The sequence below is a fragment of the Salmonella sp. SAL04213 genome, assembly GCF_046550535.1.
In the GTDB taxonomy this organism is placed as follows: domain Bacteria; phylum Pseudomonadota; class Gammaproteobacteria; order Enterobacterales; family Enterobacteriaceae; genus Salmonella; species Salmonella enterica.
The window spans coordinates 38,939-53,753 of sequence record NZ_JBGDXS010000004.1 but is presented as its reverse complement, the minus strand read 5'-3'; the positions used below and the strand labels follow the sequence as shown (position 1 = coordinate 53,753).

14 protein-coding genes are annotated in these 14,815 nt (G+C 54.8%); 10 read left to right on the top strand and 4 right to left on the bottom strand.

Going from position 1 to position 14,815, the window contains the following annotated elements; translation table 11 throughout:
* Window positions 1-24 precede the first annotated feature (24 nt).
* The 3 genes from hslR to igaA all read right to left on the bottom strand — a co-directional run bounded on the left by hslR (window position 25) and on the right by igaA (window position 3,302).
* The gene (hslR, locus tag ACLJPQ_RS12130; protein WP_000660721.1) at window positions 25-426 is read right to left on the bottom strand and encodes a ribosome-associated heat shock protein Hsp15; all 402 of its coding nucleotides are present in this window, start codon (window positions 424-426) and stop codon (window positions 25-27) included.
* A gap of 10 nt (window positions 427-436) precedes the next feature.
* Complete coding sequence (gene yrfG, locus ACLJPQ_RS12125; protein WP_001520508.1) at window positions 437-1,105, bottom strand: GMP/IMP nucleotidase; 669 nt, start codon at window positions 1,103-1,105, stop codon at window positions 437-439.
* Window positions 1,106-1,169: 64 nt separating this feature from the next.
* The gene (gene igaA / locus ACLJPQ_RS12120) at window positions 1,170-3,302 is read right to left on the bottom strand and encodes an intracellular growth attenuator protein IgaA (protein ID WP_000104092.1); all 2,133 of its coding nucleotides are present in this window, start codon (window positions 3,300-3,302) and stop codon (window positions 1,170-1,172) included.
* A gap of 322 nt (window positions 3,303-3,624) precedes the next feature.
* On the opposite strand from igaA, the gene nudE reads away from it, so the two are divergent.
* The gene (nudE, locus tag ACLJPQ_RS12115) at window positions 3,625-4,188 is read left to right on the top strand and encodes an ADP compounds hydrolase NudE (protein ID WP_000045725.1); all 564 of its coding nucleotides are present in this window, start codon (window positions 3,625-3,627) and stop codon (window positions 4,186-4,188) included.
* Between the two features lie 95 nt (window positions 4,189-4,283).
* Here nudE and mrcA read toward each other — a convergent pair whose 3' ends face one another.
* A complete protein-coding gene (gene mrcA / locus ACLJPQ_RS12110; protein ID WP_000673808.1) occupies window positions 4,284-6,836 on the bottom strand; it encodes a peptidoglycan glycosyltransferase/peptidoglycan DD-transpeptidase MrcA in 2,553 nt (850 codons plus the stop codon).
* Window positions 6,837-6,956: 120 nt separating this feature from the next.
* Here mrcA and ACLJPQ_RS12105 point away from each other — a divergent pair, with 120 nt between their 5' ends.
* From ACLJPQ_RS12105 to dam, 9 genes are all read left to right on the top strand, one after another.
* Window positions 6,957-7,736 carry a hypothetical protein gene (locus tag ACLJPQ_RS12105; protein WP_000874747.1) on the top strand — a complete coding sequence of 260 codons (780 nt, stop codon included), beginning with the start codon at window positions 6,957-6,959 and terminating at the stop codon, window positions 7,734-7,736.
* Window positions 7,736-8,275, top strand: coding sequence for a PilN domain-containing protein (locus ACLJPQ_RS12100; protein WP_000951390.1), 540 nt, complete (start codon window positions 7,736-7,738; stop codon window positions 8,273-8,275). The genes ACLJPQ_RS12105 and ACLJPQ_RS12100 overlap by 1 nt, the downstream gene beginning before the upstream one ends.
* Window positions 8,259-8,732 carry a hypothetical protein gene (locus ACLJPQ_RS12095; RefSeq protein ID WP_020899317.1) on the top strand — a complete coding sequence of 158 codons (474 nt, stop codon included), beginning with the start codon at window positions 8,259-8,261 and terminating at the stop codon, window positions 8,730-8,732. The genes ACLJPQ_RS12100 and ACLJPQ_RS12095 overlap by 17 nt, the downstream gene beginning before the upstream one ends.
* Entirely contained in the window at window positions 8,722-9,123 is a 402-nt protein-coding gene (locus ACLJPQ_RS12090; RefSeq protein ID WP_020899316.1) for a DUF2531 family protein, read from the top strand. Before ACLJPQ_RS12095 ends, ACLJPQ_RS12090 begins: the two co-directional genes overlap by 11 nt.
* Entirely contained in the window at window positions 9,038-10,276 is a 1,239-nt protein-coding gene (gene hofQ / locus ACLJPQ_RS12085; RefSeq protein ID WP_000832803.1) for a DNA uptake porin HofQ, read from the top strand. The genes ACLJPQ_RS12090 and hofQ overlap by 86 nt, the downstream gene beginning before the upstream one ends.
* A gap of 464 nt (window positions 10,277-10,740) precedes the next feature.
* Window positions 10,741-11,262 (top strand): shikimate kinase AroK, encoded by a 522-nt coding sequence (aroK, locus tag ACLJPQ_RS12080; protein WP_000818621.1) that lies wholly within the window; start codon window positions 10,741-10,743, stop codon window positions 11,260-11,262.
* A gap of 56 nt (window positions 11,263-11,318) precedes the next feature.
* A complete protein-coding gene (gene aroB / locus ACLJPQ_RS12075; protein WP_000439824.1) occupies window positions 11,319-12,407 on the top strand; it encodes a 3-dehydroquinate synthase in 1,089 nt (362 codons plus the stop codon).
* A 97-nt stretch (window positions 12,408-12,504) separates the two neighbouring features.
* Window positions 12,505-13,782, top strand: coding sequence for a cell division protein DamX (damX, locus tag ACLJPQ_RS12070; RefSeq protein WP_000343144.1), 1,278 nt, complete (start codon window positions 12,505-12,507; stop codon window positions 13,780-13,782).
* Between the two features lie 180 nt (window positions 13,783-13,962).
* Window positions 13,963-14,799, top strand: a complete 837-nt coding sequence (gene dam, locus ACLJPQ_RS12065; protein ID WP_000742132.1) for an adenine-specific DNA-methyltransferase — start codon at window positions 13,963-13,965, stop codon at window positions 14,797-14,799.
* The last annotated feature ends 16 nt before the right edge of the window (window positions 14,800-14,815 follow it).

Sequence of the window (14,815 nt, the reverse complement as noted above, 5' to 3'; positions counted from 1 at the left end):
AATCATCTCTCTTGCGGGTGACAGTTATTCGCTGTCGCCGTGTTTAAATCGTAACAGGTCGCGGCGCTCTTTCTTGTCCGGTCGCCTGTCCGGATGCGGCATGGTCAGGGCGTTAAGCTTGCGCGCCTGCGCCATTTTTTCGCGTTTTTCCACGCTTTCCGCCGTCTCTTCATACAGAGCGACGGCTTCGCTGGCCGGACGGCGCTGTTCGGTGATGGCTTTAACGATCACCGTCCGTTCGTCATTTCCCTGACGCAGGGTAAGGGTTGCGTTCAGCTCGACGATTTTGCTCGGCTTACTGCGCTGGCCGTTGTAATGCACCTTACCGCCTTCAATCATCTCGCGGGCCAGCGCGCGGGTTTTATAAAAACGCGCGGCCCACAGCCATTTATCCAGTCTGACCTCAACGGAGGACTTTTCTTTCATGGCGTCTCCTTCACATCAGCGAGGGGATCAGACGGCGGTAGTCGTTCAGGGACGGATGGCGCGTATAGTGCTTTTCCGCCAGGCCGGAATCAGGATTCGTCACGCCAAGACAGTAGCGAATACCAAACCGGGCGGCGGCGTCGAGAATCGGTTCGCTGTCATCGATAAACAGCGTTTTCTCTGCGCTTATTCCCGTTTCCTCAGTGACAGCGCGCCATAACCGCTGATCCTCTTTGGGATAACCAAATGTGTGGGTGGAAAGTAATAAATCAAGGTGTGAGGCCAGACCGGTATGCTCCAGCTTCACCGCCAGGTTATGTGGATGCGCATTGGTGAGCAGAATCCGACGTTTTCCGCTGGCTTTTAACGCATTCAGAAACGGTACGGTATCGTCGCGCAAAACGGCGCGCGGCCCTTGCGCCGTCGTCATGGCGCAAATATCCAGACCCAGACGCTCGCTCCAGTAATCCAGACAGTACCAGTTTAGCGTATGCTGTACGGCATGATACTGCTGACGAATATATTCCTGCGCGTCCTGCGGCGAAATACCCTGCTGCGCGCCGTAGGTTTCCGGTACCAGCTTTTGCCAGAAATAGTTATCGAACGCGAGATCGAGCAGTGTGCCGTCCATATCCAGCAAAACGGTATCCACGTTTTGCCAGTCAATATCAATATGCATGGGGAACTCCAGGGTAACGCAATTTGCGCGACAGGGTAGCATACCCTGTCGCACGGCGGCGCTATCAGATGAGATTTTCCGGAGAGACGGTTAACCTGGGATTGAGGCAGCTTTCATAGTATTCCTGGATGTCCGCCATACGGGTACGGTGGCGTTGATAACGTCTGAACGCCTGAATGCCGTTGTAGACCGCGCTCACTATCATTGCCAGCATCAGCAGCGTGGTGCCGAGGTAACGCCACCAGCCGGATTTATCGGGGATACGATGCAGGCTGATATGCTGCGTGCCGTTGGCATCGGTATACACGCTGGTGACAATGCCCTCGGCGCTAAATGGCGTCTGCATGAGCGTTTGCGCCAGACGCTGGAAGGCGCTCCACTGTTCCTGCGCGGGATAGTCATACAGCGGCGTTGACGGCCAGGCCTGATCAACCAGTTCGCTGCCTTCATCGCTGGCGATCAGGAATCCGCCGGGAGCGGGGCTATTCAGCGACTGGGCGGCACGCGCGGTCTCGCGAGAAATAAACGGCGCCGTTGAGGTCGTGACCAGATTTTCCAGCGACTCTGCGCTTACGGGGCGTAGCAGCACGTTGACGCCGTCCAGTTTGCCGGCGTTCGCGCGTTTCACCAGCGCGTTCCAGTCCTTACTGTTACCGAGATTAACCAGCGCATTTTTCAGACGCACGCACTCGTCTTCCGCCGCGCACAAATCAGCAGTTTTCAGAACAATATCGCCAAAGTCATCTAATAATACCATGCCCGATTTTTGGATCGCGGAGCGTAAAGATGCGCTGACGCGCGAGTCGTCTTCGGGTTTTGGATGGAGCTGACGATTTACCGCCTGGCTTAGCGCCATCGCTTTATTCACCAGGTCTGATTCCGGCAGCGGTAGCGCAGGCGCGTCATTCCAGATGATTTGCGAGCAATCGAACGGCATAAACGGTGAGTTAGACTGGCCGCTCCAGGTCGCGCCGGAATGAATATTACACATTCCTTTACCGCTCAGGTGCAGCGTATCGCCCACCCGCACGCCAGCTTTTTCAAGCTGTTTTACCGTTGTCGCTTCAATGGTTTGCGCGCCTTTCATCCACGATAGCGTGAACTTGATTGGCATATCCAGCGGGATCCAGAACAGCAGCATAAACAACACCAGCAGCGAACCGATAGCAATAACAGTGCTGCGTAACCAGTGCTGCAACGGAAAGTTTTTCACTTCATCATGCAGGGATAAAAAACGGCCCTGGCGGGCGACATGGCGATCAAGGTAAATATCAATATCCGTTTGTTGCCCAAGATCCTGCGTAATGTAGGGTTGCCAGTGGGCAGGGTAAATAAGGTCGATGATGCCCAGGGAGATATTGTTAATCTGCTCCTGATTATTCTCCCCAAACAGTCCCCAGCGGCGGGGCGTTCCCCGCAGACAGTGAATTTCCCGCAGCGCGCTTTTCGACGGCGGCGCAAAAAGTCCCCAAAGTCCGGCTGCCAGCAGCAGGATCGCGCCGCCTATCATCCACGGTACAAAAACGTCTGGCGTTATCAGGCAGAAAAAGAATAACAAAAAGGAGGCGACGATTAACAACGCTTCGCGCAAGCCAGCCGGGCGGCTGAGCGCATATTCTTCGTGGGTCTCCTGACGGATATTCAACAGCTCAATCTGCTCGCTCTCTTCGCCGCGAATCGACGCCTGCGTAGAGGCCGTATTCTGTAGCGCGTAGCCGCGCGACTCCTGCATATACTCTTGCAGCGTATGGCCGTTTAAAGAGATCACCAGCGGCAGCGTATCCGTGAGGATCAGCTCAACGTTGTTTTCATCATTGATGTACTGTTCCCAGAAAGGCGGCAGATGGACTTCGACGGAGTCGAGGTAGTAGCGCCATTTATTAGGATCGTCAGTGGTAATGCCGTAGCGGGTGATGGAGTGGGTCAGTATCACGACACTGTTGCTTTCCGCGTTCAGCGTCAGCGAGATGGGCGCAGCACTGGCGCCTGTCGGCCCCGGAACTTGCTGGATCTGGCTAAGGTTATCGAGATAGTTTTCTACCGCGCTGCGCTCTTCGGGCAACAGTTTACGCGTTTGCGCGTCCTGAAAGGCGCTGATCCACGGTAAGCTTCCTCGTCTGGACTTTACCCGGAACCGCCATATTGCCAGTAGAGAGCAGGCCAGCAAAGCAGCTATAAAAATCAGAATGGTGCTCATGCTTTCCCCATCTTACTAAGTCTGTCAGGCGTGGTCAGTCGCACCCTGTCCAATAAACATTTTTCTGTGGTTGGCTATCGGCAAGCGTGGAGTTGAACTTGAGCATTGTAAAGCGCATCCCAGTGAAGGCAAATCATAGCAATACCACCAAAAACGGAATATCAGCAAATTCCTGGAGTTATTTCAACCTATTGACTTTTAATTTGAAATAAGAATTAATTTTTATTACGTTACATAAATGTAAATAAACGGCAATTCGCATTGCCGAAACCGTGCGGTATGTCGCACAATGACCACAGATTACACTGCAAAGATTCTCACAATGAGCAAATCATTACAAAAACCCACCATTCTGAAAGTGGAAACCGTCGCACAATCCCGACTGTTTAACGTAGAAAGCGTGGATCTGGAGTTCAGCAACGGCGTGCGTCGCGTGTATGAACGTATGCGACCATCAACCCGTGAGGCGGTAATGATTGTGCCGATCGTTGATGAGCATCTGATTCTTATTCGTGAGTATGCGGTGGGAACCGAATCCTATGAGCTGGGCTTCTCGAAAGGATTGATCGACCCGGGCGAGACCGTTTTTGAAGCGGCGAACCGGGAGCTCAAAGAAGAGGTCGGGTTTGGCGCGCATAACCTGACCTTCTTAAAAAAACTCAGCATGGCGCCCTCTTATTTTTCCAGCAAAATGAATATCGTGGTGGCGGAAGATCTCTATCCGGAGTCGCTGGAAGGCGACGAGCCTGAGCCATTGCCGCAGGTACGCTGGCCGCTGGCGCATTTAATGGATCTGCTGGAAGACCCCGATTTTAACGAGGCCCGCAACGTCAGCGCGCTGTTTCTGGTACGCGAGTGGTTGAAAGCGCAGGGCCGAATTGCCTGATGGCGCGGCGTTGATCAAGCCAACGGAAAGTTTGTCTCCCCGTTCGCCGTCATCCGCTAAACACAATAAAAAAGGCGCCGGAGCGCCTTTTTTGATCAGAACAGTTCGTGTGTTTCACCATTATCAATAATGGTGGTTCCCACCTCGTGTACCGCCTGTTGTGTCGGCTGCGTGCCTTCGATGAAATACTCTTCACGGCTGTTACCGCCGCTCGCCAGTTGTCCGGTACTGCGGTCGATATTCACCGTGACGATGCCCGGCGGCGGCGTTAGCGGCTGTTCCGGCACGCCTTCCAGCACGGCTTTCATATAGGCGTCCCATGCTGGTTGCGCGCTCTTCGCGCCGCCCTCATAGCCGGAGATTTGATCTTTGATCGCGCCGGAAGCGGTGGTGCGGCCTAAATCACGGCGGTGATCGTCAAAGCCGATCCATACGGAAGTGACGACGCCAGGGCCATAGCCGGAGAACCATGCGTCTTTCGAGCTGTTGGTTGTACCGGTTTTGCCGCCGATATCGCGACGTTTAAGGTCACGCGCCGCACGCCAGCCGGTACCCATCCAGCCGGGTTCGCCGAAGATATTGGTGTTCAGCGCGCTTTTAATCAGAAACGCCAGCGGTGTATTGATCACATGCGGCGCGTACTCCTGCGTGCCGTTTTGCGCGACCAGCGCCTGGTTTGCCTGTTCCAGCTCAGGCATCGGTACGGCGCTGTTTTGCTGCTCTTGCGAAACCGCGACCTCTTCCACATTGGTGTTTTCCAGCACGTCGGATTTCTGCGTATTGCCGTAAATGACCGGGATATCGCACTCCGGGCAGGCGATTTTCGGTTTCGCTTCGAAGATCACGCCGCCCTGATCGTTCTCAATCTTGCTGATGAAATACGGGTCGATCAGGAAACCGCCGTTCGCCATCACCGCATAACCGCGCGCAACCTGCATCGGCGTGAAGGAGGCGGAGCCCAGCGCCAGCGATTCGGTATGCACGATATTCTGCGCCGGGAAGCCGAAGCGTTGCAGATACTCCGCCGCATAGTCGACGCCCATGGCGCGCATGGCGCGTACCATCACCACGTTTTTCGACTGCCCCAGCCCCTGGCGTAAACGAATCGGTCCGGCGTACTGCGGCGGGGAGTTTTTCGGACGCCAGTCTGAACCTGCCCCGGCGTCCCAGCGGGAAATCGGCACATCGTTGAGCATACTGGCGAGCGTCAGCCCTTTATCCATTGCGGCGGTGTAGAGGAACGGTTTGATGTTCGACCCCACCTGACGCAAAGCTTGCGTCGCGCGGTTAAATTTACTCTGATTAAAATCGAAACCGCCGACCAGCGCCAGTACCGCGCCAGTTTGCGGGTTAAGCGAAACCAGCGCGGAGTTCACTTCCGGTACCTGCGCCAGCCACCAGTCGTTATCCACCTGACGAACCCAGATTTGCTGACCTGTCTGGACGACATCGGTAACTTTACGCGGCGTCGGCCCCTGCTGTGTATCCGAGCGGTAAGGCCGCGCCCAACGCATTCCTTCCATATGTAGCGAAACGGACGTACCGTCGGCAAGCGCAGCGGTCGCCTCTTGCGGATTAGCGCTGGTGACCACGGCGGGAAGCAGCGGTCCGTAGGTCGGCAACGCTTTCAACGTATCGGTAATTTTTTTACTGTCCCACGCCGTTTCGCCCACTTTCCATAGCACATTCGCCGGGCCGCGATAACCGTGGCGCATGTCATAGTCCAGCACGTTATTACGCACCGCCTGTTGCGCGGCCTGCTGCACTTTGCGGGTGATGGTCGTGTAAATACGATAACCATCTTCGTAGGCGCTTTCGCCATAACGGTTATACATTTCCTGGCGCACCATTTCCGACAGATAAGGCGCGGAGAAGGCGATTTCCGGCGCGTGATAATTTGCGTCGATAGGTTCGCTACGTGCCTGATCGTACTGCGCCTGAGTGATATATCCCTCGCTTAACATTCGCGAAAGCACTACGTTACGGCGCGCTATCGCCCGATCCATCGAGTAGAGCGGGTTAAAGGTAGAAGGCGCTTTAGGTAGCCCGGCGATAACCGCCATTTCGCTTAGACTAAGCTGGTCGACCGTCTTACCAAAGTAGACCTGTGCCGCCGCGCCAACGCCATAGGCGCGGTAGCCGAGATAGATCTTGTTCAGATAGAGTTCGAGGATCTCATTTTTATTCAGCAACTGCTCAATACGAATCGCCAGAAACGCTTCCTTGATCTTGCGCATCAGCGTGCGTTCGGGGCTAAGGAAGAAGTTTCGCGCCAGTTGCTGGGTAATGGTACTTGCTCCCTGCGATGCGTGACCGGAGAAGAGCGCGACGCTGGCCGCACGGAAAATACCTACCGGGTCAATGCCGTGATGCTCATAAAAGCGGCTATCTTCGGTGGCGATAAAGGCGTTGATCATTTCCGGCGGAATTTGATCGAGCGTAACGGGAATACGACGTTTTTCGCCATATTGCGCGATAAGTTCGCCATCCGCGCTGTAAACCTGCATCGGAATTTGCAAACGCACATCTTTCAATGTCGCGACGTCAGGTAGCTGTGGCTCAATATAGCGATAAAGGCCATAAATCGAGCCTGCTCCCAGCAGGATGCAACATACTGCAAGGATCAATAAATACTTTACGAACTTCACTGGAGATTTCCCATTTAGTGTCATTTGGGCAGTTTATAAACAAACGCGCGGTAGTATAAAGGCAAGCCAGACGCATTGATATACCCGTTAACGCGACGGGTGATAAGGAGATCGACCGTTATGGCTTTTAAAACCTGGCAAATAGGATTGCATATTCAGCAGCATGAAGCGCTGGCCATCGCCGTTATTCGCGGCGCATCGGGCTGGTCCCTGCAACGTTGGTGGCGACTGCCGCTGATGAACGCCTCCACGGCAGAGGGTACGATTCCTGACCCGCAATCGCTGGCTCACGTACTGCGACCCTGGAGCCGCGAGCTGCCGCTACGTCACCGTATTTATCTCTCTTTTCCCGCAAATCGGACATTGCAACGCGCTTTTCCACATCCGCCGATGCGTCTGCGGGAACGTGAGCAAGTCGCATGGCTTTCACAAACGATGGCGCGTGAGCTGGATATGGATCCGGACTTATTGCGTTTCGACTTTCAGGACGATGCGCTAAGTCCCGCGTTCAACGTTACCGCCGTGCAAAGCAAAGAAATTTCAGAGCTGTTAACGCTGGCGCAAACGCTCAATGTGCGCATCGCTGCTGTAACGCCCGATGCCTGCGCGTTACAGCGCTTGCTGCCGTTTATACCTTCGGGGCGGCAATGTCTGGTCTGGCGCGATGAGAGCCAGTGGCTGTGGGCGACGCGCTATGCGTGGGGGCGTAAATCGGCGCGAGAGGCGACGACGCTGCATGACCTTGCCGCAACATTATCCGTCGTGCCGGAACATATTTCGTTATGCGCCGAAGGCGAATTCGACCCCTGGCGCGCCGTTACCGTCCGCCAACCGCCGGTTCCGCCGGACGGTTATCGCTTTGCGATTGCGCTGGGTTTAGCCATAGGGGAGATACGCTGATGGCGCATTCTGTCAATTTGCTCCCCTGGCGGCGCCAACATTACGTAGCGCGTCTGCGGCTGTGGTGCGTGGTATGGGGCGCGTCCCTGCTGCTGATAGCAAGCCTCGCGACGATCGCCCGGTTGGTTTTTTGGCAGGAGGGGAGGATTAATGAACTGCTACTGACGGCGGAAAACGGACGCACGACGGCGCTTGCGGCGAACATACCGCAGTTGCAGCAGCGTCAGCGACAGCAACAGGCGCGATTACAACGTCAGGCGCAGCGTGAACTGACGCAAGCATGGCAATCTATCTTGACTGACCTTGCCAACCTGTTGCCAGAACAGGCATGGCTGACAAGCCTCAATTATCAGCAAGAGACGCTAGAGCTGGAAGGGCTGGCGAGAACGTTTGACGCCCTGCTCACGCTTGAAACATCACTTCGTCACTATGTCAGTTTTCCGCTAAACCGCACGGGCGCCACGCGGCAGGATGCGCAAGGGCGCTGGCAGTTCCATTATCAGTTAACGAGGAGCGCCGCCCGTGAACGCGCTCTTTGATCTCTGGTACGGGATGTCGCGCCGTGGTCGGGTTTTTTGTTGGTGTGCAGGCGTGCTGTGCCTGACGCTGACGGTCGCGTTATCTGTGGGCTATCCCGGCTGGAAAACGCTGGATACGCAACAAATGCAGTTAAGCCAGCAGCGCGAGGCCGCCCGGCAACAGTGGCGTCATCTGCGCCGTCTGAGCGTCGCGGCTGAACCGCTTTTCGGGCGCGCCGTTGAAAATCCGCGTCCTTTTTCGCCGTTAGATTTCCAGGCCCCTCCCCTACGTTTGCTGCACTGGCAGCCATCGGCGCAGGGGGGAGAAATGGCGCTGAAAACGTCCTGGGATGCGGTGCCGTCGCTGTTTGTCCGGTTGGCCGAAAGCGAGATGATCGTAAGTCGGTTTTCATTGCGTAAAGAGGGGGCGGAATTATTGATGACGCTGCAACTGGAGCGCCTGGCTCATGAAGGCTAGCCGCGGTGTATTGCTCTGTTTTTGTTTGCTGATGTTGACAGGAATGCGCGATCCCTTCCGCCCGCCGGAAGATCGCTGCCGGATAGCCGAACTCTCGCAGTGGCGGTATCAGGGCGCGGTGCGTAAAGGCGAGCGATGGACAGGCATTCTTAAAGACAGCCAGCAAAAATGGCGGCGAGTGGAAGAAGGGCAGACGCTGGAAAACGGTTGGACGATTGTCCGCCTGACGGCGGAAGCCTTAACGTTAACGACCGGTGAAAATTGTGCGCCGCCGCAGTGGCGGTGGCTACGTCAGGGAGCGGACAATGAAGCGATGGATAGCCATAATACTGATAGCCTTGATGCCCGCCGCGCAGGCGGGAAAAGCGGCGAAAGTGACGCTGGTGGTTGACGACGTCCCTGTGGTGCAGGTTTTGCAGACTTTAGCTGAGCAGGAGCGGCAGAATCTGGTGGTGTCGCCGGACGTCAGCGGGACATTATCGCTACATCTGACGGATGTGCCGTGGAAACAGGCGCTACAGACGGTGGTCAATAGCGCGGGGCTGGTGCTGCGTCAGGAGGGGAATATTCTCCATGTTCATTCACAGGCCTGGCAGAAAGAACACAGTGCGCGGCAGGATGCCGAGCGGTTAAGGCTTCAGGCTAATTTACCGCTGGAAAACCGCAGCATTAGCCTGCAATACGCCGATGCCGCCGAACTGGCGAAAGCGGGCGAGAAACTCCTGAGTGCGAAGGGAACCATCATGGTAGATAAGCGCACCAACCGCCTGCTGTTGCGCGATAACCGCGCGGCCCTGGCGGAGCTGGAAAAATGGGTATCGCAAATGGATCTGCCGGTGGCGCAGGTGGAACTGGCGGCGCATATCGTCACCATTAACGAAAAGAGTCTACGGGAACTGGGCGTAAAGTGGACGCTGGCTGACGCGACGCAAGCGGGCGCGGTGGGTGACGTGACGACGCTTTCCAGTGATTTATCCGTCGCCGCCGCCACCTCACGCGTCGGGTTTAACATCGGGCGCATTAACGGACGCTTGCTGGATCTGGAGCTGTCAGCGCTGGAGCAAAAGCAGCAGTTGGATATTATCGCCAGCCCCCGGCTGCTGGCTTCGCATCTGCAGCCAGCCAGTATCAAGCAAGGCAGCGAAATTCCTTATCAGGTTTCCAGCGGCGAAAGCGGCGCGACCTCCGTGGAATTTAAAGAAGCGGTGCTGGGGATGGAGGTGACGCCCACCGTTTTGCAAAAAGGGCGCATCCGCCTGAAGTTACATATCAGCCAGAATGTCCCCGGTCAGGTACTACAACAGGCTGACGGCGAAGTGCTGGCGATAGATAAACAGGAAATTGAAACGCAGGTAGAGGTAAAAAGCGGCGAGACGCTGGCGCTGGGCGGTATTTTTTCGCGAAAAAATAAATCGGGTAGCGATAGCGTGCCGCTGTTGGGGGATATTCCCTGGCTTGGTCAGCTCTTCCGCCATGACGGCAAAGAGGACGAGCGACGCGAATTAGTGGTGTTTATCACCCCCAGACTGGTGGCGACAGAATAATTTATGCATAAAAAAGCGCTGTTTTTGCACTGAACGCATCTGCGGGATTTGACGTGCGGATGTATTTAGCATACAAGGAGTACCGATTTGAGAGTCGTGCTTTTCGTTGCTTACGCATTGATTAATGCGCTTTGCCTTGCCTAAGGTGTGCATAAGACCGATGATAAACGGCTGAATGTCCGCTGATGCAGACGTATTGGTTCTGCGGATTGCGCACAATTGTTTGAAAGTAGAGCAATTTGTAGGCCGGATATGTTGTTCTGGTCGCCATCCGGCAACGCTAACTCGGGTTTTGCAACAATCAGGCTTGGTGATTTATTCAGTTGCCAAACCCGCTTGAGTATTGAGATAATTTTCAGTCTGACTCTCGCAATATCTTATGAGGTTTCAGTTCATGTCCTGCTGCGCTGGGTGTCTGTGAAGCGGGTTTACCATTAACGAATAGTCTTAGTAGTACCGAAAAAATGGCAGAGAAACGCAATATCTTTCTGGTTGGGCCTATGGGTGCCGGAAAAAGCACTATTGGGCGCCAGTTAGCTCAACAACTCAATATGGAATTTTACGATTCTGATCAAGAGATTGAGAAACGAACCGGAGCTGATGTGGGCTGGGTCTTCGATGTTGAAGGTGAAGACGGCTTCCGTAATCGTGAAGAAAAAGTTATCAACGAATTGACGGAAAAACAGGGTATTGTGCTGGCAACCGGCGGTGGCTCTGTAAAATCGCGTGAAACGCGTAACCGTCTCTCCGCGCGTGGCGTCGTGGTCTACCTTGAAACGACCATCGAAAAACAACTGGCGCGCACGCAGCGTGATAAAAAACGCCCGCTGTTGCAGGTTGAAGCGCCGCCTCGCGAAGTTCTGGAAGCGCTGGCTAACGAACGCAATCCGCTGTACGAAGAGATTGCCGACGTCACCATTCGCACCGACGATCAAAGCGCTAAGGTTGTGGCAAACCAGATTATTCATATGCTGGAAAGCAACTAATTCAAGCAGAATACGCTGGGTAAGCGGGCACAAGTAACTAAGGTGGATGTCGCGTCATGGAGAGGATTACAGTCACTCTCGGGGAACGTAGTTACCCGATCACCATCGCGGCTGGTTTGTTTAACGAACCAGCTTCATTCTTGCCGCTGAAATCAGGCGATCAGGTCATGTTAGTGACCAACGAAACCCTGGCGCCGCTTTATCTGGACAAGGTTCGCGGCGTACTCGAACGGGCGGGCGTTAACGTAGACAGCGTGATTCTTCCTGACGGCGAGCAGTATAAGAGCCTGACGGTGCTGGATACGGTGTTTACGGCGTTACTGAAAAAACCGCATGGTCGTGATACCACGCTGGTCGCGCTTGGCGGCGGCGTGATTGGCGATCTCACCGGTTTTGCGGCGGCCAGCTACCAGCGAGGCGTACGTTTCATCCAAGTGCCAACTACCTTACTGTCGCAGGTTGATTCTTCCGTGGGCGGGAAAACCGCCGTCAACCATCCCCTTGGCAAAAACATGATTGGCGCGTTTTACCAACCCGCTTCTGTGGTTGTCGATCTTGATTGCCTGAAAACGCTTCCCGCACGCGAACTGGCATCGGGACTGGCAGAGGTGATCAAATACGGCATTATACTCGACGCGGACTTCTTCACCTGGCTTGAGGGTAATCTGGATGCGCTGTTGCGTCTGGACGGCCCGGCGATGGCGTACTGTATTCGTCGTTGTTGCGAGCTGAAAGCCGAAGTTGTTGCCGCCGACGAGCGTGAAGCGGGCTTACGTGCTTTACTGAATCTTGGACATACCTTTGGCCACGCCATTGAAGCGGAAATGGGATATGGCAATTGGTTACATGGTGAAGCCGTTGCCGCAGGTATAGTGATGGCTGCGCGCGCATCCGAGCGTTTGGGGCAGTTCAGTTCTGCTGATACGCAGCGCATCATCGCTCTACTCGAACGGGCCGGGTTGCCAGTCAATGGCCCTTGCGAGATGTCCGCGCAGGACTATTTGCCGCACATGCTGCGAGATAAAAAAGTGTTAGCGGGGGAGCTGCGTTTAGTGCTTCCGCTGGCCATAGGGAAAAGTGAAGTGCGCGGCGGAGTGTCGCACGAAGTCGTTCTTAGCGCGATTGCTGACTGTCAGCAGGCGTAACAACAAGAAAGGTCAGACTGATATTGCGTAGATGTCAGTCTTTTAGCTTCAGGTTATGTGCAATGTCGTAAGCATTAACCTTTGAGTGGGGTGTTAAATGGATGAATTCAAACCAGAAGACGAGCTGAAACCCGATCCCAGCGATCGTCGTACTGGTCGTTCTCGTCAATCTTCAGAACGCGATAATGAGCCGCAGATCAACTTTGATGACGTTGATCTGGACGCCGACGATCGCCGTCCGACGCGTACGCGTAAAGCGCGTAGTGAAGAACCTGAAGTTGAAGAAGAGTACGAATCCGATGAAGACGATACGGTGGACGAAGAGCGTGTTGAACGCCGTCCACGTAAGCGTAAAAAAGCGGCCCATAAGCCAGCCTCTCGTCAGTACATGATGATGGGCGTTGGCGTACTGGTGCTGCTGCTGTTGATTATCGGTATCGGCTCCGCGCTGAAAGCCCCCTCTACGTCTTCCAGTGAGCCGTCGGCCTCTGGCGAAAAGAGTATCGATCTTTCCGGTAACGCCGCCGATCAGGCGAATGCGACCCAGCCTGCGCCGGGCGCCACCTCCGCAGAACAAACCGCGGGCAATACGTCGCAGGATATTTCGTTGCCGCCGATTTCTTCAACGCCGACGCAGGGACAGTCGCCTGTGGTCGCTGACGGTCAGCAGCGCGTGGAAGTGCAGGGCGATCTGAATAATGCGCTGACGCAGAATCCAGAGCAGATGAACAATGTTGCGGTGAACTCTACGTTGCCGACAGAGCCTGCAACCGTCGCGCCAGTTCGCAATGGCAGCACGACGCGTCAGGCGGCGGTTAGCGAACCTGCTGAGCGTCATACCACGCGTCCGGAACGTAAACAGGCTGTCATTGAACCTAAGAAACCGCAGACCACGGCGAAAACCACCACTGCGGAACCGAAGAAACCGGTCGCGCCAGTGAAACGCACGGAACCGGCAGCGCCGACCGCGACGCCGAAAGCGACCACCACGACGGCTGCGCCGACAGCGACGGCAAGCGCTGCGCCGGTACAAACCGCGAAGCCAGCGCAAGCCTCGACGACGCCTGTCGCAGGCGGCGGGAAAAGCGCCGGCAACGTTGGCGCATTAAAGAGCGCGCCATCCAGCCACTACACATTGCAGCTCAGTAGTTCTTCAAATTACGACAACCTGAACGGTTGGGCGAAGAAAGAGAACCTGAAAAATTATGTGGTATACGAGACGACGCGTAATGGACAACCGTGGTATGTGCTGGTAACGGGGATGTATGCTTCGAAAGAAGATGCTAAACGTGCGGTGTCCACCTTACCTGCCGATGTGCAGGCGAAAAACCCGTGGGCAAAACCGTTGCATCAGGTTCAGGCCGATCTGAAATAATCCAGGCTGTGTCCTGCAATTGCCTGTGAGTGTCGCTGACAGCTATTTTTGTTCAGGACAGGCGCGAGGGGCGCATTTGCTACCGTCAAATGCGCCGTAAAGCAACGCGGCACAGCCTAAAGCGCAGGATGCTGTCGGAGCTTTCTCCACAGCCGGAGAAGGTGTAATTAGTTAGTCAGCATGAAAAAAAATCGCGCTTTTTTGAAGTGGGCAGGGGGAAAATACCCTCTGCTTGATGATATCAAACGACATTTGCCAAAAGGCGAGTGCCTTGTTGAACCTTTTGTGGGTGCCGGATCGGTGTTTCTTAACACCGACTTTTCTCGTTATATCCTCGCCGATATCAACAGCGACCTTATTAGCCTCTATAACATCGTGAAGTTACGTACTGACGAGTACGTACAGGCTTCGCGCGAGCTGTTTATGCCTGAAACTAACCAGGCTGAGGTCTATTACCAACTCCGTGAGGAGTTCAACACCTGCCAGGACCCCTTTCGTCGGGCGGTACTGTTTTTATATCTGAACCGCTACGGTTATAACGGACTCTGTCGCTATAACTTGCGCGGGGAATTTAATGTACCGTTTGGTCGTTATAAAAGACCTTACTTCCCGGAAGCGGAGTTGTACCACTTTGCAGAAAAAGCGCAGAATGCGTTCTTTTACTGTGAGTCATACGCAGACAGTATGGCGCGTGCGGACAAGTCGTCGGTGGTCTATTGCGATCCGCCTTATGCGCCGTTGTCCGCCACGGCTAACTTCACAGCGTATCACACCAATAGTTTTAGCCTGACGCAACAAGCGCATTTGGCGGAAATCGCTGAGAATCTGGTCAGTAACCGGATACCGGTGCTCATTTCCAACCATGATACGGCGCTCACACGCGAGTGGTATCAACTCGCAAAATTGCATGTCGTCAAAGTTAGACGCAGTATAAGCAGCAACGGCGGCACACGTAAAAAGGTGGACGAACTGCTGGCTCTGTACCAACCAGGAGTCGCAACGCCTGCAAGAAAATAATTCTCAAGGAGAAGCG

Coding starts and splice junctions, on each gene's coding strand:
- hslR (WP_000660721.1), bottom strand. CDS start 426: ATGAAAGAAAAGTCCTCCGTTGAGGTCAGACTGGATAAATGGCTGTGG.
- yrfG (WP_001520508.1), bottom strand. CDS start 1,105: ATGCATATTGATATTGACTGGCAAAACGTGGATACCGTTTTGCTGGAT.
- igaA (WP_000104092.1), bottom strand. CDS start 3,302: ATGAGCACCATTCTGATTTTTATAGCTGCTTTGCTGGCCTGCTCTCTA.
- nudE (WP_000045725.1), top strand. CDS start 3,625: ATGAGCAAATCATTACAAAAACCCACCATTCTGAAAGTGGAAACCGTC.
- ACLJPQ_RS12105 (WP_000874747.1), top strand. CDS start 6,957: ATGGCTTTTAAAACCTGGCAAATAGGATTGCATATTCAGCAGCATGAA.
- ACLJPQ_RS12100 (WP_000951390.1), top strand. CDS start 7,736: ATGGCGCATTCTGTCAATTTGCTCCCCTGGCGGCGCCAACATTACGTA.
- ACLJPQ_RS12090 (WP_020899316.1), top strand. CDS start 8,722: ATGAAGGCTAGCCGCGGTGTATTGCTCTGTTTTTGTTTGCTGATGTTG.
- hofQ (WP_000832803.1), top strand. CDS start 9,038: ATGAAGCGATGGATAGCCATAATACTGATAGCCTTGATGCCCGCCGCG.
- aroK (WP_000818621.1), top strand. CDS start 10,741: ATGGCAGAGAAACGCAATATCTTTCTGGTTGGGCCTATGGGTGCCGGA.
- aroB (WP_000439824.1), top strand. CDS start 11,319: ATGGAGAGGATTACAGTCACTCTCGGGGAACGTAGTTACCCGATCACC.
- damX (WP_000343144.1), top strand. CDS start 12,505: ATGGATGAATTCAAACCAGAAGACGAGCTGAAACCCGATCCCAGCGAT.
- dam (WP_000742132.1), top strand. CDS start 13,963: ATGAAAAAAAATCGCGCTTTTTTGAAGTGGGCAGGGGGAAAATACCCT.